The 16,775-nt window shown below is 44.4% G+C and carries 16 protein-coding genes and 1 pseudogene; 7 read left to right on the top strand and 10 right to left on the bottom strand.

Annotation, left to right across the window (positions count from 1 at the left end):
* On the top strand, window positions 1–828 hold the full coding sequence (locus tag MK370_RS10355) for a Cof-type HAD-IIB family hydrolase (RefSeq protein WP_268685177.1): 828 nt from the start codon (window positions 1–3) through the stop codon (window positions 826–828).
* 30 nt (window positions 829–858) lie between these two features.
* Here the strand turns inward: MK370_RS10355 and MK370_RS10350 are convergent, their stop codons facing one another.
* From MK370_RS10350 to MK370_RS10325, 6 genes are read right to left on the bottom strand one after another with little or no spacing between them, the layout of a single operon-like run.
* Complete coding sequence (locus MK370_RS10350; protein ID WP_268685176.1) at window positions 859–1,344, bottom strand: N-acetyltransferase; 486 nt, start codon at window positions 1,342–1,344, stop codon at window positions 859–861.
* A gap of 40 nt (window positions 1,345–1,384) precedes the next feature.
* Window positions 1,385–2,653: a D-alanyl-lipoteichoic acid biosynthesis protein DltD gene (gene dltD / locus MK370_RS10345; protein ID WP_268685175.1), complete on the bottom strand. Its 1,269-nt coding sequence runs from the start codon at window positions 2,651–2,653 to the stop codon at window positions 1,385–1,387.
* Complete coding sequence (gene dltC, locus MK370_RS10340) at window positions 2,646–2,885, bottom strand: D-alanine--poly(phosphoribitol) ligase subunit DltC (protein WP_002894204.1); 240 nt, start codon at window positions 2,883–2,885, stop codon at window positions 2,646–2,648. The genes dltD and dltC overlap by 8 nt, the downstream gene beginning before the upstream one ends.
* Window positions 2,886–2,904: 19 nt before the next feature.
* Window positions 2,905–4,149, bottom strand: a complete 1,245-nt coding sequence (gene dltB / locus MK370_RS10335) for a D-alanyl-lipoteichoic acid biosynthesis protein DltB (protein ID WP_268685174.1) — start codon at window positions 4,147–4,149, stop codon at window positions 2,905–2,907.
* On the bottom strand, window positions 4,146–5,696 hold the full coding sequence (gene dltA / locus MK370_RS10330; protein ID WP_268685173.1) for a D-alanine--poly(phosphoribitol) ligase subunit DltA: 1,551 nt from the start codon (window positions 5,694–5,696) through the stop codon (window positions 4,146–4,148). Before dltA ends, dltB begins: the two co-directional genes overlap by 4 nt.
* Window positions 5,697–5,715: 19 nt before the next feature.
* Complete coding sequence (locus MK370_RS10325; RefSeq protein ID WP_002894209.1) at window positions 5,716–5,847, bottom strand: teichoic acid D-Ala incorporation-associated protein DltX; 132 nt, start codon at window positions 5,845–5,847, stop codon at window positions 5,716–5,718.
* Between the two features lie 271 nt (window positions 5,848–6,118).
* On the opposite strand from MK370_RS10325, the gene MK370_RS10320 reads away from it, so the two are divergent.
* From MK370_RS10320 to MK370_RS10305, 4 genes and pseudogenes are all read left to right on the top strand, one after another.
* A complete protein-coding gene (locus MK370_RS10320; RefSeq protein WP_268685172.1) occupies window positions 6,119–6,457 on the top strand; it encodes a PadR family transcriptional regulator in 339 nt (112 codons plus the stop codon).
* A pseudogene (locus MK370_RS10315) lies at window positions 6,432–6,992 on the top strand (DUF1700 domain-containing protein). The gene MK370_RS10320 and the pseudogene MK370_RS10315 overlap by 26 nt, the downstream one beginning before the upstream one ends.
* Complete coding sequence (locus MK370_RS10310) at window positions 6,985–8,025, top strand: DUF4097 family beta strand repeat-containing protein (protein ID WP_268685171.1); 1,041 nt, start codon at window positions 6,985–6,987, stop codon at window positions 8,023–8,025. The pseudogene MK370_RS10315 and the gene MK370_RS10310 overlap by 8 nt, the downstream one beginning before the upstream one ends.
* A 143-nt stretch (window positions 8,026–8,168) precedes the next feature.
* Window positions 8,169–9,122: a S66 family peptidase gene (locus MK370_RS10305; RefSeq protein WP_268685170.1), complete on the top strand. Its 954-nt coding sequence runs from the start codon at window positions 8,169–8,171 to the stop codon at window positions 9,120–9,122.
* 79 nt (window positions 9,123–9,201) lie between these two features.
* Here MK370_RS10305 and MK370_RS10300 read toward each other — a convergent pair whose 3' ends face one another.
* The 3 genes from MK370_RS10300 to MK370_RS10290 all read right to left on the bottom strand — a co-directional run bounded on the left by MK370_RS10300 (window position 9,202) and on the right by MK370_RS10290 (window position 13,807).
* On the bottom strand, window positions 9,202–10,461 hold the full coding sequence (locus MK370_RS10300; RefSeq protein WP_268685169.1) for a carbohydrate-binding domain-containing protein: 1,260 nt from the start codon (window positions 10,459–10,461) through the stop codon (window positions 9,202–9,204).
* Window positions 10,462–10,480: 19 nt separating this feature from the next.
* Window positions 10,481–11,194, bottom strand: a complete 714-nt coding sequence (locus MK370_RS10295) for a polyphosphate polymerase domain-containing protein (protein WP_268685168.1) — start codon at window positions 11,192–11,194, stop codon at window positions 10,481–10,483.
* Window positions 11,195–11,383: 189 nt separating this feature from the next.
* Window positions 11,384–13,807: a YhgE/Pip domain-containing protein gene (locus MK370_RS10290; protein ID WP_268685167.1), complete on the bottom strand. Its 2,424-nt coding sequence runs from the start codon at window positions 13,805–13,807 to the stop codon at window positions 11,384–11,386.
* Between the two features lie 373 nt (window positions 13,808–14,180).
* Here MK370_RS10290 and MK370_RS10285 point away from each other — a divergent pair, with 373 nt between their 5' ends.
* A complete protein-coding gene (locus MK370_RS10285) occupies window positions 14,181–14,885 on the top strand; it encodes a DUF4947 domain-containing protein (RefSeq protein WP_002918002.1) in 705 nt (234 codons plus the stop codon).
* A gap of 232 nt (window positions 14,886–15,117) precedes the next feature.
* Window positions 15,118–15,648, top strand: coding sequence for a TetR/AcrR family transcriptional regulator (locus tag MK370_RS10280; protein ID WP_002918003.1), 531 nt, complete (start codon window positions 15,118–15,120; stop codon window positions 15,646–15,648).
* A 103-nt stretch (window positions 15,649–15,751) separates the two neighbouring features.
* Here the strand turns inward: MK370_RS10280 and MK370_RS10275 are convergent, their stop codons facing one another.
* Window positions 15,752–16,696, bottom strand: coding sequence for a 3-oxoacyl-[acyl-carrier-protein] synthase III C-terminal domain-containing protein (locus MK370_RS10275; protein ID WP_268685166.1), 945 nt, complete (start codon window positions 16,694–16,696; stop codon window positions 15,752–15,754).
* Window positions 16,697–16,775 lie beyond the last annotated feature (79 nt).

Here is a 16,775-nt window from a genome sequence, read left to right as displayed (position 1 = left end):
ATGACAAAACAAACGATTCGCCTGATTATCAGCGATATTGACGGCACGATTTTGGATGACCAGCACCAAGTAGATTCTAAACTCAAGGATATGATTCCCCTGCTAAACCGAGAAAAAATCCCTTTCGTCCTCGCTTCTGCTCGCTCTCCTCTAGGCATGGACCCGATTGCGCGTGAGCTGGGACTGGGAGATAATCCGTTAGCCTGCTACAATGGCGCTCTGGTCATCAAGGGTGACCCGCAAGCTTATGAAACTATTATCGAGCACCCTCTGGACAAGAAAGAAATCCGCACTTTTCTGGAACTGGTCAAGACCGAATTTCCTAGTGTGTCCATCAATCTCTATTCTGGTAAGGATTGGATTGCCGATCGTTTGGATAAGTGGGTACAGATAGAGGCTGCTATTACAGGGGAGCAGCCGATGATTCAGAATGTACTAGTGCCAGTACTGAATGCGCAAATGCATGTCCACAAGCTACTTCTGATTGATCAAGCGCCTGTCATCCAGAAACTCCATGACTACCTACAGACCTTAGACTTCCCCAAGACAGCCTTCTACCTATCTAAGGACAACTACATGGAAGTCACGGCCAAGCATGTCTCCAAGGAGCAAGCTTTGTACGAAATTGCCCAGCACTACCAAGTGCCTCTAGAGCAGGTCATGACAATCGGAGACAACTTCAATGACCTTCCTATGCTGCGACTGGCTGGACTTGGAGTCGCTATGGGCAATGCCCCTGAGGCAGTCAAAACCGAGGCAAAAGCCGTCACCAAAAGCAACAATGAGCACGGAGTAGCAGAAGTTGTAGAAAAGTATGTTTTGATATAACGCAAAAAATCTGCTCAAGGGCAGATTTTTTTATTGATGATAATCATAAGCCAGACGAGGACTGCCGTCAGCCACATAAATAATGCCGCACTCCCTAAAGCCGTAGTTCAGCACTGCTGCTTTCATAGCCTGATTGTCCGCATGGGTATCGATGCGCAAGTAGGGAATCTGTTGGCAGCAAAAATCAAAGACCTGACGGGATAGGCCTCTGACTTGCCCGTTCGAGGCGATGCGATGAATGGTGCCGTAAGGCTCTGCAAAATGCCATGCCCCCTTTTCGATGACCTGATAGGTCGGGTCTTCTCCGATGATAAAGGCAAAGGTGCCGACCAGCTGCCCTTCTTCCTCGACAACAAAGGAGTGGCCAGCCACAATATCTTCCTCAATCAAACCCGCGCTAGGATAGCCTCTATCCCACTGCGTCGGATTGCCCTGGTCTTTCATGAACTGACGGGCTACATCATAAATCGCCATAATGGCTGGGATATCTTCTGTTTGGGACAAACGAATCTTCATCTTTCCTCCTTTATAAAAATAAGGCTGGAAAGTCCCAACCTTATTTGAATTCTTCTGGTTTGCCAGTATACTGAGACCATTCCTTAGTGAAGAAGCGGTCATTGATCTGGTAGTTTGGCGCCGGCTGTGGATTGGCCACAAAAGGATTAACCGCCTTGTCAAAGGCCAGCCAGCCATTCCAGCCCATGTGAATAGTATCCTGCATGAAGTAGGGCTTATCGCCGTTCTTAGAAAAATCAGCAATGTTGGTAAAACCCTGACTTTCCAGCTGGTAGCGAATCTTAGCCACCGTCCGCTGGTACATTTCAGGACTGAGACCTGTATACTCCGTCCACTTAGAATTGACCGGTGGAATGATGAAGATAACATTGGTCTTTGACTTGGCAAACTGATCCAGAACTAGCTGCAAGTCGTTGTACTCAGGGGATTTTTCATAAGATTGCTTGGTCTGAAAACCTCTGAGCTTGGAAACCTTGCCGGCCAGACGGGTCTTGTAAAAATGATTGTCTATGCCGAATTGATTGTTACTGGTCTTCTTCTTGGCCTCTGCTGTGGCAATCTCTTCCAAAGCCTGATAAGAGAAGGTATCTGGCAGATCAGCCATATAAGGTAAAATTCGCTGGTCATAATTTTCATTATTAAGGGCAGCAAAGTTGCTAAAAAAAGCATCTTGGCGCTCATTAAGATGGGCCATCATCTCAATATGACGCTCTTTAAAGCTGCTCAGTTTTTTACCTTCAGACAGCTTCTGGACGCTCTCTGCCATAGCGACATCTGGATAGAGCTGAAGGAGGCGCTGGGCTGCATATTGCGCCGCCGCATCTCCCTGCTGCTGAGACAGATAAGCCGTCAGCTGATCGCTGTTGAAGTACTGCTGAAAGGCCGAAGCATCATAGCCAGTCTTGGTAAACCACTGGGGCGACACTACATAGACCGCCGTTTGTCCCTCCAACTCAGAGGACATCTGCTGCATACCAAAGTACTGATTAAATGATGCTGCCCCGCGCTGTCCTAGAAAATAGGGACGATAGGAGCGGTCGTATTTCTCAGCCAGCACTGCCGGATGCATACTATCAAAGCGCAGCCATTCGCTAGAGCCAAAGAAGGGAACAAAACGCATCTTCCTATCGGTCAAGGCTGTCACCTTCTTACTGCGGCTCTTGAAGTTTTCTGCTGTCAGGGTCACTGCCGAACGCTTCTCTGCTTCTATATCATGCTTTTTATCAAGCGGATAGAAGAAAAAGAGCAGGGCAACCATGACCATGGCGCAGAAAACCGGCCCCAGAATCAGCCAGAGTCGTTTAAGCATTGCGAAGCTCCGTTACGCCTTCAACGATTTTATTGGCTGTGTTCCAGTCATCGCGGCCAAACTCTGACACTGGCACACGAATATCAAAACGGTTTTCCAGCTCAACAATCAGCTCGACCGTTCCCATACTGTCTAGGACACCAGCGTCAAACAAATCCTCGTCCATCATGTCTGACACATCTTCCATAAATAGTTCTTCAATAATTTCAATTACTTCTGCTTTTATATCCATTTTTCTTCCTCATTCATTTTTATTTTTTAAACCAAAGCTCATTTAAAAATCCAGAAAAGATCAAAAATGAGAACATGACTGCGTGAAAGGTCACCACAATCCCTAAAGCTTGGTTCCATTTATTGTCTGGCAGAGGCGGAAGTCCCTTAGCCTTGCGCTCTTTGTTTAGAGTTTTCTTCTTACGCAGCCAGGCATCATTGACGACTAGACCAGCTCCATGAAAGAGACCGTAGGCGATATAGTACCAGGTTACACCATGCCAGAAGCCCATAATCAGCATGTTGATCAGATAGGCCACACTAGAGGTTGTGTTGCGGTTTTTAAAGACCTTATTGCGCATCAGGACCATGACCAGCCGCATAAAGACAAAGTCACGGAACCAAAAGGACAGACTCATGTGCCAGCGATTCCAAAATTCTTTCAAATCGCGTGAGAGAAAGGGCTTATCAAAGTTGATAGGGCTCTTGATTCCCATGAGATTGGAAATAGCTAGCGCAAACATCGAATAACCGACAAAGTCAAAGAAGAGATCCAGACCAAAGACATACATGACGCCCAGAGTTCCCAGATTAAAGAAACCGCCGGTATAGAGAGCGTAGGTCTTGACATGACCCAGCAGCAGATGCCCAAAAATATGGGCCAGGATAAACTTATAAAGGAAGCCTAGCATGATATACTTGACAGACTGCTCTAGCATATCCAGCAGCTCATCGTGCTCGGGAATGTTCAAATAGTCTTCATTGAAACGCTTGAAACGATCAATGGGGCCACTCGAAAAGGTCGGCATGAAGAGCAGGAAACGCAGGAACTCCCAGAGTGTGAACTCTGTCAAAACTCCATCCCGCATCTCAATCATCATCCCTACTGAGCGAAAGGTCAGATAGGAAATCCCTAAAAAGCCAAAGAGAGACTGATGGCCGCTGATTGCGGGCTCTACCTTGACAAGCACAAGTGGCAGAACCGCCAGCAAGGTATGCAGATAAAAGATCCACTTGCTGTCCCGCGACCGGCGATAGAGCTTGTATGAGTAAACCCAAACCGTCTGCCAGACGACATACCCTAGCAGAGCGCAAAGCTGCGCCAGACTAGAACCTATCAGCATCAGGACGATAAAGACCAAGCTAACCAAGGCTTCATAAAGGGGGAAGCGTTTCTTAAAGAAAAGTCCAACAAAGATTGGCAGAACTGCTAGAACGATATAGACAAAGTAAACTGGATTGCCGTAGGGTTCCAAGTGAGGCAGCTGTTTCAAGAAATCCATCATCGCTTATTGACCTCGCTAATCAGCCCCTTAATGTCAATCTTGCCATTCGGGGTCAGAGGCAGGGTCTCTCGATAGAGGAACTTGGACGGCATCATGTAGGACATCATGATATCTTGCAGATCTTCCTTGATTGCCTTGGTAATATCGATTTCTCGCTCAAACTGCTCAGCCACACCGTCTTTGAGAATGACATAGGCCAGCAGATTTTGGACCTTGTGGTCCTTATTGTAGCGGGGCACAGCCACTGCAGATTCAATGTATTTCGATTTGTTCAGGTTCTGAGACACATCCTCCAGCTCAATACGGAAACCATTAAACTTAATCTGGAAGTCCATCCGGCCGCCATAGAGCAGCAGGCCTTCATCTGTCATTGAGCCAACATCTCCCGTATGATAGGCTGGCAGACCTTCAAATTCAAAGAAAGCCTCCGCTGTCTTCTCAGGATTATTCAGATAGCCCTTAGATACGGCTGGACCGCAGACGATGATTTCTCCCTGTTGACCATTCGGCACTTTCCGTCCCTCTTCGTCAATGACAAAGGTCGGAGAGTCCGCCTTGGTATAGCCAATCGGCAGGCGCTTGCAATTTTGCAGCATCTCATCTGTCACTGCTACTGCAGACAGGGCCACTGTTGCCTCAGTCGGACCGTAAGCATTGATGATGCGAGCCTGAGGGAAGCGATCACGCAGCTTCTGAGCTGTCTTGACTGTCAACTCCTCACCGTCAAAGTAGAAATGCGTCAGCTGAGGCAGCTTCTGACTATTAAAGTCATCCGACAGCAAGGCCATATCCGCGAAGGAAGGCGTCGAAGTCCAGATAGCAATAGGCAGACTGAGAATCGTCTCAAACAGCTTCTTGAAATCCTGAGTCACAGCCGAAGGTAGGGCAAAAAGAGTCCCTCCCAAAGCCAAAGTCGGCGCCCAATACATTACCGACAAGTCAAAAGAATAAGGCGGCTGAGCCAACATTTGAGGACGCTCCGGAGTCGCAAACTCCTTATCTGTAATCATCCAATTCGTAAAGCTGAGCAGATTATTATGGGAAATCTGCACTCCCTTAGGCTTGCCAGTCGTTCCTGATGTGAAAATAATGTAATAATTATCATCTCCCTGAACCGGATGGCTAAGCTCATAGGATGCTCCCTCTCTGAAGGCTGTCTGAACTTGCTCCGCACTAAAAATAGGGGCTGCTACATCTGCCAACGGAAAATCGTTGATGGCGATAATCAAGCTTGGCTCAGCAACTTCCACAATCGCTTCCACTCGCTCCAAGGCTGAATGGCTGTCAATAGGAATGTAGGCATGACCAGACTTGGTCAAGGCCACAAAAGTAGCCAGCATTTCGTATTCCTGACCGCCAAAGACCACAACCGGAGACTTGTCAGGAAGTTCCAGACGGTCAATCTGAGCCGCCAGCGAATCGGAATCCTTCTTTAAATCTCCATAAGTATGAACTTGACCTAAAATATCATAGACCGGAAAATCCGGCTGCACCTGAGCAAAATGCTCAATCGCTTCAATCATATCATGTATCACTTTATTTGACATTATTTCCTACTCTCTCACATTAAAATTCATTATAGATGAAGCCGCCCTGACCCTGACCCAGATAGCTAAAGAAATAAAGCAAGGCCAGAAAGATAACAAAATATAGTAGGGTTTGGCCCAAAAACTTATATAGGGTTTGATGTTTTTTCATTGATCTCTCTTATATTTTTAGTTAGACTTACACCATTTTACCATTTTATGGAAGATGTTTTCAACACAAAAGCTAAGGAAGATGTAAAGTTCTTGTAAGGAAGAAATGTACTTTGATGTGCCTTATAAATAGCCATAAAAAGGCTTTTTCAAAAAATATATAAAAATTTTATATATTTTGCTTGACTTTTTCCCTAAGAGGTTGTAGACTATATATAGAAAGATTATATATAAATATTATATATAAATATTTTACACAAGGAGGTGGTCCTATGTCTTTCCCCACATCATCGGTTTTGATTGAGTTTCTCATCTTAGCCATCCTTGAAAAAGACGATTCCTACGGTTATGAAATCAGCCAGACGATTAAGCTGATTGCCAATATCAAAGAATCAACACTTTACCCTATTCTGAAGAAGCTGGAGCAAAATGACTGTCTCACGACTTATTCGCAGGAGTACCAAGGACGAAAACGAAAATACTATTCACTCACTGCCTACGGGCATGAACATCTACTCACTCTAAAAGAAGAGTGGCAAACTTATACTACGACCATCAGCGGTATCATAGAAGGGAGCATCCGTCATGACAAGAACCGAGTATCTAGCTGAGCTAGAAAAATATCTGAAAAAACTCCCACGCAAGGACTACCAGGAAGCTATGGATTACTTCACTGAGTAATTCGACGAGGTAGGCCCAGAGGGCGAGGAAGCCGCTATTGCTGAGCTAGGCAGCCCAAAGGAAGCGGCCCACGAGATTATGCTGAATCTTTTGGACAAAAAAGTCGAGGAAGATAATCAAGACAGCAATTCATCAAAAAACACTAAGAACATCGTCCAGATTGCTATCCTATCCATTTTGGCAGCACCCTTGGCTATTCCGCTCTTTATAGTAGCAGCACTTTTGACTTTCGTTTTCTTCCTCTTAGTCTTTATCTTTGCTCTCGTCATGGCTATAGGTGCCTTTGCCTTCTTTATCTTTGGAATCAGCCTGATCTGGGATACTCTAACCCTAGGACTCAGTATCCTATCTCTGGGACTGTCAGGCATCTTCTACTCAGGCATTTCTCCTGTTGCTCAGTTTGGCAAGGCTGGCTTTGTCAAACTAGCTCAACTTTTCGCAAAGAAAGGAGCACGTCATGGCTAACATCAAATTGAAAAAACCTCTTTTATCTGCAACTATTTTAGCCTGCCTCTTTGGTGGAGCCTTGACAACTATCGGCTCCATGACAGGCGGTGTCAATGACTTGGTCAATTCTGCCAAAAGCAAGGTAAAACTAACGAAAAAAGAAGAAAGTTTCTCTGATCTTTCTTCCCTAAATATTAACTTAGCAGCTAAAAATCTCGTCATCAGCGAATCTCCTGATGACAAGGCTCACTTGACCTATTACCAAAGCGATGGTAACTATCAGATTGATGGAAGCTCGCTTGGAAAAATAACAACAAGTTCTGAAAACGGAAACTTAAACATCAAGGAAGATGGTGCAGTCTCCTTCTACATAAGCGCTGGCATCCGCTCCCTACTCAGCTTATTTGACCAAGAATCTCAGGGGAAACGTACTGTACAGCTTTCCCTGCCTAAGGGGACCAAGCTTGAGACATTCAGCGGCAGTTCGTCATTAGGAGATGTTACGCTGTCCAATCTATCAGCAAAAAATGCTGACTTCTCTCTATCCAATGGCTCGTTGACTGTGAATGATAGCCAATTCGCATCTGGTAAATTTAAGAACTCTCTGGGAGAGATTTCCTTTAATAACAGCCAGATTAGCTCTGGAAAAATCAATGCTTCTTCGGGTACCATCACTCTGAGCAACAGCCAGTTCGCATCGGGCGAAATAGCAAACTCTCTGGGAGAGGTCAATCTAAACTCGAGCAAAATCTCCGACAGCACTCTGAAAATCTCAAGCGGCTCACTGAACTCTGAACAGTTGGAATTAGCTGGTACAATCTCTATCACTGACCAATTGGGCGATATTAATCTGCATCTGGTTTCTGGCAGTTTGTCGCAGCTATCCTTTGATCTGAAAACGAATCTAGGTGAAATTGACATCCCTAGTGGTATGAATGTAGAGCACACCAAAGGCGATGATGTTGGCGACTCTGCCATCCGTAAAGTCGAAAATCCGACAACTACACTTACTGCCAGCGCCCAAAGCGGTAGCATTAAGCTCAGCGAATAAATCATATAAAAGAATATATACAATCAGGGAGTCCTCAGCGACTCCCTTTTTGATAAAAATTCCCGCAATGCCCTAAGATTGCTTTACAGGCCTTGGCCTTTGTGCTATGATATTCTATAAAAATTTATCATAAGGAGGTCCCTATGAAAAAACTCGTACCTAGTATGCACATTCGAATCGTCAGTCCCTCGTCGTCAATCGAACGCCTTGGTGGCTTTGAGGCCAATCTAGCCGCCAAGGAGCGCTTGGAAAAGCTAGGATTTACCGTGTCTTTTTCGGAACATTATCTGGAAAATGATATACTAGGCTCTGCCTCCATCGAAAGCCGAATGGCAGACATCCATGCTGCCTTCGCAGATGACTCCGTTGATGCTATTCTGGCCACTATCGGCGGTTTCAACTGCAATGAGCTCCTGCCCTATCTGGACTTTGAGTTGATTGCTAGAAATCCTAAGATTTTCTGCGGCTACTCAGACACAACAGCCTTGCTCAACGCTATCTATAGCAAGACCGGTATGAAAACCTATATGGGACCATCCTACTCCAGCTTTAAGATGGATGCCTTGCAGGACTATCAGACTGAGAGCTGGCTCAAGGCCGTCAGCCAGACTTCTTATGAATTGACTCCTAGTGAAAAATGGGGCGACAATGCTTGGTATCTGCCCGATGCCCCACTGACCTTCCATGAAACAGAGTGGAAGGTCTACAACCATGGACAAGCCCAAGCCACTGTTATCGGCGGCAATCTCTCCACCTTCTCACTCCTTCGCGGCACGCCCTACGCCCCGACAGATAAAAACTATGTTCTCTTTGTTGAAGAGGCAGAGGAAGATGATTATGTGGAATTTGACCGCAATCTAGCTGCCCTCCTTCAGGCCTATCCTAACCCGCAGGCCCTCCTCATCGGCCGCTTTCCAAAAGAATGTCAGATGACAGAGGAGCTGCTCCTTTATATCTTGGATAAACATCCAATTCTAAAGACGATTCCCGTCCTCTATGACTTGGACTTTGCTCATACTCAGCCACTCTTTACCATCACCATCGGTGCTCAAGTGACCGTGGATACGGAGAAATTATCTATCAGAATTGATGAATAGCAAGAAATCCTCATTCCAGCTGGAATGAGGATTCTTCTCTTTCATTAGGCACTATTTCATTGTTATCTCGTCAGCTTTTTTAACGCCCACCAAAACCGCCTTGGCCGCCCGGGGCACCGCCGCCACCGGGTCCACCAGCGCCAGGTCCGTCGGCTGTGATTTCTGTTCGGCTTTCACCATTGACCGTGATGGTACCGCCAGTGTAGGTAGCCGTTCCATCAAAGTCAAAGGCTGATACCGTAGAAGTAATGTCTAAGTTTCCCCCTGACATAATGACATCGCCGTTGGAGTCAATAGCATCGGTATCGCCTTCACCAACCTCGACCTTGATATCGCCACCGGTAATCTTGATAAAGATATCAGCTCCAGTTACGTCACTAGCTGCATTGATACCATCATCCGTCGCATAAAGGTCTAGCTTGCCACCGTTAATGGTAACATTGGTTCCTTCCAGAGCTTCTACACTCTTGGAAACCGTAATCGTTCCACCATCAATCAAAGCAATATTGCTAGCATGCAGACCATCATCACCAGCATTAATCGTGATGGTGCCGGACTGGATATAGAGATTTCCCAGAGAAGTATCTTCATCATTGTCCGCGTGGATAGCATCTTCTGTCGCTGTGATGTCAATAGTAGCATCCTTGATATTAATGGCTGAAGCTGCTGACAGACCATGCTTAGCTGCTTTGAGCGTATAAGTACCACCTGTCACCCGCAAGGTCTGCTCAGACTTAATCGCTGTTTCATACTTGCCGTCAACTGTCAGACTTCCAGAGCCATTGAGAGTCAGGTCAGAGTTACTATAGATAGCTGCATCTGCATCCGTATTACTGTGCTTAGATGAGTCTGAGATGGTGTTTTGGCTGCCGTCAGCCAGAGTTAGGCTTGTTTTACCCGCATTTTCTACGAGAATAGCTGCATCTGTCCCGCTCATGGTTACGCCATTTAGGACGATTTGAACCTTGTCGCTATCACCTGCTTTGACGACAATCTGCACATTTTCACTCGTTCCGGAAATAACATAGGTCCCAGCTTCTGAGATTGTCACGGTAGAGCCGGAGACACTAGCGCCGTCACCAGATGTCTTAGCACTGGATCCACTCAAGCTGATAGTCGTCGCCTTGGACTCATTATAAGAAGCGTCTGAGTCCTCTGAGGCAAAGTAATCAGAAGTATTGGTCTTGGTCTGACTGGTGCTTGTAGCGTTAGCAGCCTGGGTGTTGCTTGAAGCTGTAGAGCTGCTGGCGTTTGAGCTGCAGGCTCCTAGCACTGCTGTCATCAAGACTAGTGGAATCATCAATTTAATTTTTTTAAGGGTTGATTTTGATTGTTTCATTTTTCTTTTCCTATCTATTTTATTTACTGCTGATACAGTTTGCCTTTTTGTAAGCAAAACCGTATTTGGAGAAAGAGCTTGGAGACAGCTGGTAGCGATCCATGATCTCGCTAAGCCATAGCGGACAAGCTTCTGGAATCTTAACTTCCATAATCACGTGGTTGGCTGGCAGGAGATGATTTCCATGGCGACCAGCCAAGAGACTCAGATCATAAGGACGGTAGGTCAGGCCGTGATCAAAGGTAATCCGAATCCGCTCATCCTCAATCCCTTTCATCGAATAACGATTGTAGCCAACATACATCATAGGCTGAATATTGCCAAAATGCTGGGTCAGCCAGACCATTTCCTTATCTATCTGAAGGTCAGTCAGCTGACTGTAATCACCGTCCAGATAGGCTTCTGCCATCAGCAAATCTGCCGCAAGCCGGCGTTTGGTGACCAGATTCTCAGTCTTTTTCTTGATTTCCAAAAAGACTTGACTATCCTCGGTCGGATGCTCTTGATAAGTCCGCAAGCGCACCTTCTCGTCAAAGCAAGGATTTTCCAAGGACTCACGAATGAGCTGATAAGACGGCGTATCGTAGTAGAGATTGTTAATGGTCGAATAAGCTCGCTCATCCTCCACCAGATAGCCTTCAAACTCTAGCAATAGATCCAGCAAGTTTTCCTTGGAAATGATGTATTTGGTTTCAAAGCGCTGAAAATGATGTTGAAAAAATTTTTCTGCCATGGGCTTCTCCCCTCTCTATCTTTCTTGAATGTAATGCAATTTTAAAGATGAAAACTTAAAAGAAAGATAAAGAAAACTTAAAGAAAACAAAACATCTCCCTTTTCAGGAGATGTTGATTAGAGAAAAACTAAAAGAATTACAGATAGACTTTTCATCTACATTTTTACACATTCATAAAAGCACAAGCCCTAAGCTAGCTGTTTTTTATCTGTTCGATAGACCAGAGTACCAAGTACCATGAAAAGAACTAAAACAAAAGCAAGGAAGAGTACCTGAGTACCTATTTGGCCATTCATGGAAATCGTTTGGCGTAAGCCCGATACAGAATAGCTCATTGGCAGCCAAGGGTTGATAACTTGGAAAATCTTACTAGTCAGCTCCAGCGGATAGGTTCCTGCACTAGAAGCTAGCTGTAAGAGCAAGAGAATCAGAGAGGCAAAGGCGCCGAGCTTGCTATCCCAAGTAACCAAAGCGGTCACAAGAGCCATAAAGGTCATGCTTGCTAGGACAATCAAACCAAGGGTTGCCCACTCATGGTTAGCAGATAGGCCTATCAAGTGCACAGCACCATAGACCAAAACACCCGCCACGACAGAAATGACTCCATTTACCTCTATACGGGCCTTCAGCCAGTCTCGTTTCGTCTTAGGGTCTTGACCCGATGGAAGTGTACTAAAGATGATATTGGTTGAAATAGCCGCCACAAATAAAGCTACTGAAATCATATAAGGCGCCATCCCAATGCCGTTTTTCTCTACCTTGTTCTCATCTGTCTTGCTCAGCGTCAGAGGATCTGCTAGAGTTTTTGCATTGTCTTCCTTGGTTGAAACAGCCGACAATTTATCACCTGCATCTGAGAGGCCATTGGACAAATCACTTGTTCCCACAGTAAGTTTAGAGAGATTATCCGTTAAAGCACTGCTGCCATCAGCCAGCTTTTCTGTACCGCTCGCTAATTGATTGGTTCCATCTGCTAATTTCCCGAAACTAGAGGTCAATTCTGGTGATTTATCTGTTAATTGGGCAGCCCCGTTTGCTAATTTTGTTGTATTTACTAGCAAATCAGGATTCTTACTTGCCAAAGCTGATGTTCCCTCAGATAGCTGACCGACTGCATTGGTATAGCTTGTCACCCCTTGTTCCAATTGTGTCGCGCCAGTCGTTAGTTTTTCATTTAAGGTATCTACACCTGCGACTAGTTGATTGGCTCCTCCACTTGCTGAACCGAGGCTAGTACTCACCGTTGATAAGCCATTATAAAGGCCATTAATCATGGTAGATGCTTGGGGTAAAACCTGAGTAGAAGTGTTTCCCAATTGACTAATCTTCGTTTGACTGGTAGCTTTTATCACTTCAAGAGAAGCCCTCATCGTATCAACTTCTGATAAAATTGCCTGAGCAGATTGATCACTTCCTGCTTGACTAGCACTGACTGCTGTATCAATCTCAGCCTTAGCCTCACTAGAAAGTCCTTGATAAGCACTGGTCCCTTGGACACTTGCTAAAGCTGCAGCCCTGGCATCTTGATTATTATTGATGATAGACTGAGCGGATCCTGCTACACTGGTTAACGAAGTTTCAATACTGTCCGTAGAAACTTCTGTGTCACTTGCTGCAGCTTGAATACTAGCATTCAACTGAGTCAAGCCAGTTGCCAAATCATTCACATTTTGCTGATTGTTAGCTAAGGTTGTATCTACTGATGACTTTAATGTAGCCAAGCCAGTATTCAGATTTGTCACACCTGTCGATAAGGCCTGAACTCCTTCTCCTGACTGGGTGAGCTGTTGGACTCCACCCAATAAGTCTGCTGATCGACCCGACAGCTGATTTGCACCTGCGGCTACAGTACTTACACCACTAGTATAAGTGTTTATCCCATTTGACAAACTACCCAGTCCAGACGATACTTGTGCAACACTCCCAGTATAAGTCTGTAGTCCTGTGTTAAATTGAGTTGCACCGGACGATAATTTGGTCGTAGCTCGATTCAGAGTTCTTAAATTATCTGCAATTGTCTGACTGCCTGAGCCTAGTTGTTGACTGCCAGATGCTAATTGCTGAGCACCATCGGATGCCTTAACCAATCCCGTTTTTAGATCTCCCATATTCTTAAATAAGGCGCTCGTATAAGTATCCGTCACATTTTGCGCCACCGTCTGCTTCAAAGAAGCCATAGCTGAATCACTCATCTTACCAGCAATAAAACTGTGGCCGCTAGACGTTTGATAGTCAATCTTCATTTGCTGAGGATTATCGGTCAAAACACTGGCTGCACGTTCAGATAAATCACTTGGAAGCGTCACAACCATGTAGTAATCACCCTTTTCCAGACCATTTTGAGCGTCTTCTTTACTGACGAAATGAAAATCCAGATTTTTATTTTCCTTGAGGCTGGAAACAATATCCTCGCCTATAGACAAGGCCTTGCCACTAGCAGTTACAGCTTTATCCTGATTGACGACCGCCACTGGCAAGTCCGATACCTTTCCATACGGATCCCACATGGAACTCAAGAAAATAACATTATACAAGGCTGGAATCATAGAGACCCCTAACATCACGATGATAAAAGTCGGCTTTTTTAAAATAGCTTTCCATTCTCTTAACATGTCTACCTCCTAAAATTATACACAGTGTCCAAATTTCGATAAAATTGATTATACACCAATCGAAAATTATTACAAGTTTATTCTTTAAAAATTGCACACCGTGTCTAATTTTGTTTAAAAAGATTGTAGAGAAGCGGAATAAGTTCGCCCTACTGTCTTTAATCCCTAAATAATCTGTAGATAAAAAATATTTTTCCACTGGTAGCTACACAGAAAATCAGTATTATGTTAGAATGATAAGCGAGGTAAATGGAGTCAAGCATCGAGATCTTAACTTGACGGTACGGTTCCATGTGAAACACTGCTGCCAGCAGATGCCTCACATCACAATAGCTCAAGTCAGATTGAGCATAGTAAAGAAAGGTTTAAGACAATGAAAAAAAGAACACTCTTTAGCTTATTTTCTCTAGTTGCAGTACTATTTCTTCTGTCAGCCTGCCGTTTCCTTGTACCATCTAACTCAGAGTCCACCACTCGCCCTTCTAATTCAGATAAATCAGGAAAAAAAGTTAGTTTAAAGGATTCCTCAAGCTCATCAAAGCAATCTTCCAAAAGCAAAAGCAGCTCCTCTAGCAGCAGTAGTTCTTCCAGAAGTTCTAGTAAAGAAAATAGTAGTTCTAGTAAGGATATAGAAAAAACCACAGATGGTCTTCCAGAAGATGCCGATCATGCTAAGAAAGATAAGATTTATGCGACTGGCGATGCCAAGGTTTATTACCAATCCTATGAATCTGGGGGTTTTGAAGCTCAAATTCCTGAATTTAAAGGATATACCCAAGAAAAAGTTAAAAGTATTCTCGGCGAACCAGAAAAAGTAAGTACCGATCTCGCTTCTGAATATGAAGCTTTCCAAAACAAAGAATTAGAAAATCTGAAGAGGCTGGTTCAAGAACAAAAAATCAACACCGAACAAGCGCGTGCTTTCTTAGCAGGTGTAGTTGATATTTCTCAAGCATCAAGGTTACAAAACACCTATACAATTTACTCTTATAAAAATGAGCAAATTTCTATTATCTTTTCGCAAGAGGGTGAGTTGCTTTACGTCACTCCCGACCCCGACTACCTCTACTTTAAATAATGCTCAAAACGAAGGCCAAGACTTTACTTTAAGTCTTGGCTTTATTATTTTACCAGTCTAAGAAACCTAATAAAATAAAATTTTGCCTATCTATTCCTATTTTCGGAATTTAACTCTTTTCCACTTGAAAAACATTTGATATAATAGTACATGGAGAAAAAGAAAAAGTAGTTTGCTATGATAGCTATTAGTTTGAAGAGCAGACTGAGGCTTAGCCTCAAAGGGAGATTTTATGTTAGAAAGCAATAAACGCCGAAAAACCAAGGCTATTATTGAGAGAGCCATGGTTTCACTACTGCATCAGCAGTCCTTCGACCATATCACTACTGTCCAGCTAGCTCAAGCTGCTGGCATCAGCCGTAGTAGTTTTTATACTCACTACAAGGATAAGTACGATATGATTGAACGTTATCAGCAAAACCTCTTTCATCAACTGGGGTATATTTTTGATAACAATCAGGAGGATATTCAAACTGCGATTACGGAGGTCTTTCAGTTCCTCCAGCTAGAGCCGCTTTTAGCTGCTCTTCTGACGGAAAACGGAACGAAAGAAATTCAAAATTTCCTGCGCCATAAGCTGCAGATGATGCTAGCTGATAGCCTTCAGGATCGCTTTAGCAATCGCATTTACAATCATTTTGAAAAAGAATACAGCCGGGTCTTTCTCGCTAATGCCTTCTTCGGCGTCTGCCAGATGTGGGTTTCCAGAGGAAAAAAAGAAAGTCCTGAACAAATAGCAGAATTTCTTTTGAAAATGCTGTAAGAAGCTGCTCGAACCCAATGGGTTCCAGCTCTTTTCATATTTTGAAAAATTAAACAGGGTGTACGAAACCAAAAGAGGTTCTGTACACCCTATTTTTATTGTATTATAATTTCATAGCCAACATATTGACTGTCATACCAGCTGCTGTTCCCATCAGAGCGATGGTGTCTCCTTCCTTGACTAGCTTGCGCTCTAGAGCATAGCAGAGAGAAAAGGGCACTGCTACTGACACCATATTACCATAGTCTTGCACAATATTAAGGTATTTATCATCAGGAATACCCAAGCTGCGCATGACCATTGGCAGAGCACGACTCGCCTGATGCGGAATGATATAATCCAAGTCAGATAGGCTGAGACCACTCTTTTCTTTAAATTCTTTAAACATTTCCGGAATTTTTCTGGCAGAGAGTAAGAGAATCTTCTTACCATTCATGTCAAACATGTAGTGAGTTTTGGTAGCATCCGAATACTCCTTAGGCTGAAAAGATGTCAAACCACCGCGAATCTCTGTATCGTGAGCTCCTTCAGACCAGGTCCGCTGCAGGCTGGAGATAACCCCTCTCTCTTCCTCTGTTGCTTCAAAAATCAAAGCAGCCGCACCATCACTGAACAACTCAAAACTTTCCTTCTGATTAGGATTGAGACCCAGGCTTCCAACCTCACTAGACACGATGAGGATTCTTTGATACTCACCAGCCTCCAACAAATGAGACATGAGACTCAAAGCTGAGATAAAGCTGGTGCAGGTCGTATTGATATCCATGGCTGGAATGGACAAGCCCTTAGCCACCAACTCATGAATCAGGGCCGCAGTGCAGGGAATGGGCTGAACGCCCACCGCACTGGCCGACACGATGCAATCAATGTCTTTGATAGTCAAGCCCGCCTTGTCTAGGGCTTTTTCAATCGCCTTAACCGCCATGGAAAGCTGGGTTTCTTCATTTTCCACCACTCGATAACGGGTCTGATCCTTAAAAGTCACAGTATTTCTAGGCAGATGCGTACCATAACCAACAATCTTTATGTGATTCTTTACTGCAGTCATATTAAACTCCTTCTTGTCAGACTTGGGGCTGCTCGGCAGCTAGGTAAACTGCTAAAGCGCTTGAGCCACCGATTCATAT

Origin of the sequence: Streptococcus sanguinis (assembly GCF_026781265.1) — a bacterium.
Classification (GTDB): Bacteria; Bacillota; Bacilli; order Lactobacillales; family Streptococcaceae; genus Streptococcus; species Streptococcus sanguinis_T.
Note: the sequence above shows the minus strand (reverse complement) of the source record. Positions and strands in the feature narration are given on the sequence as shown.

What these genes read in the sequence shown, in the direction of transcription:
- MK370_RS10355 (WP_268685177.1), top strand. Translation starts at nt 1, where the DNA reads ATGACAAAACAAACGATTCGCCTGATTATCAGCGATATTGACGGCACG.
- MK370_RS10350 (WP_268685176.1), bottom strand. Translation starts at nt 1,344, where the DNA reads ATGAAGATTCGTTTGTCCCAAACAGAAGATATCCCAGCCATTATGGCG.
- dltD (WP_268685175.1), bottom strand. Translation starts at nt 2,653, where the DNA reads ATGCTTAAACGACTCTGGCTGATTCTGGGGCCGGTTTTCTGCGCCATG.
- dltC (WP_002894204.1), bottom strand. Translation starts at nt 2,885, where the DNA reads ATGGATATAAAAGCAGAAGTAATTGAAATTATTGAAGAACTATTTATG.
- dltB (WP_268685174.1), bottom strand. Translation starts at nt 4,149, where the DNA reads ATGATGGATTTCTTGAAACAGCTGCCTCACTTGGAACCCTACGGCAAT.
- dltA (WP_268685173.1), bottom strand. Translation starts at nt 5,696, where the DNA reads ATGTCAAATAAAGTGATACATGATATGATTGAAGCGATTGAGCATTTT.
- MK370_RS10325 (WP_002894209.1), bottom strand. Translation starts at nt 5,847, where the DNA reads ATGAAAAAACATCAAACCCTATATAAGTTTTTGGGCCAAACCCTACTA.
- MK370_RS10320 (WP_268685172.1), top strand. Translation starts at nt 6,119, where the DNA reads ATGTCTTTCCCCACATCATCGGTTTTGATTGAGTTTCTCATCTTAGCC.
- MK370_RS10310 (WP_268685171.1), top strand. Translation starts at nt 6,985, where the DNA reads ATGGCTAACATCAAATTGAAAAAACCTCTTTTATCTGCAACTATTTTA.
- MK370_RS10305 (WP_268685170.1), top strand. Translation starts at nt 8,169, where the DNA reads ATGAAAAAACTCGTACCTAGTATGCACATTCGAATCGTCAGTCCCTCG.
- MK370_RS10300 (WP_268685169.1), bottom strand. Translation starts at nt 10,461, where the DNA reads ATGAAACAATCAAAATCAACCCTTAAAAAAATTAAATTGATGATTCCA.
- MK370_RS10295 (WP_268685168.1), bottom strand. Translation starts at nt 11,194, where the DNA reads ATGGCAGAAAAATTTTTTCAACATCATTTTCAGCGCTTTGAAACCAAA.
- MK370_RS10290 (WP_268685167.1), bottom strand. Translation starts at nt 13,807, where the DNA reads ATGTTAAGAGAATGGAAAGCTATTTTAAAAAAGCCGACTTTTATCATC.
- MK370_RS10285 (WP_002918002.1), top strand. Translation starts at nt 14,181, where the DNA reads ATGAAAAAAAGAACACTCTTTAGCTTATTTTCTCTAGTTGCAGTACTA.
- MK370_RS10280 (WP_002918003.1), top strand. Translation starts at nt 15,118, where the DNA reads ATGTTAGAAAGCAATAAACGCCGAAAAACCAAGGCTATTATTGAGAGA.
- MK370_RS10275 (WP_268685166.1), bottom strand. Translation starts at nt 16,696, where the DNA reads ATGACTGCAGTAAAGAATCACATAAAGATTGTTGGTTATGGTACGCAT.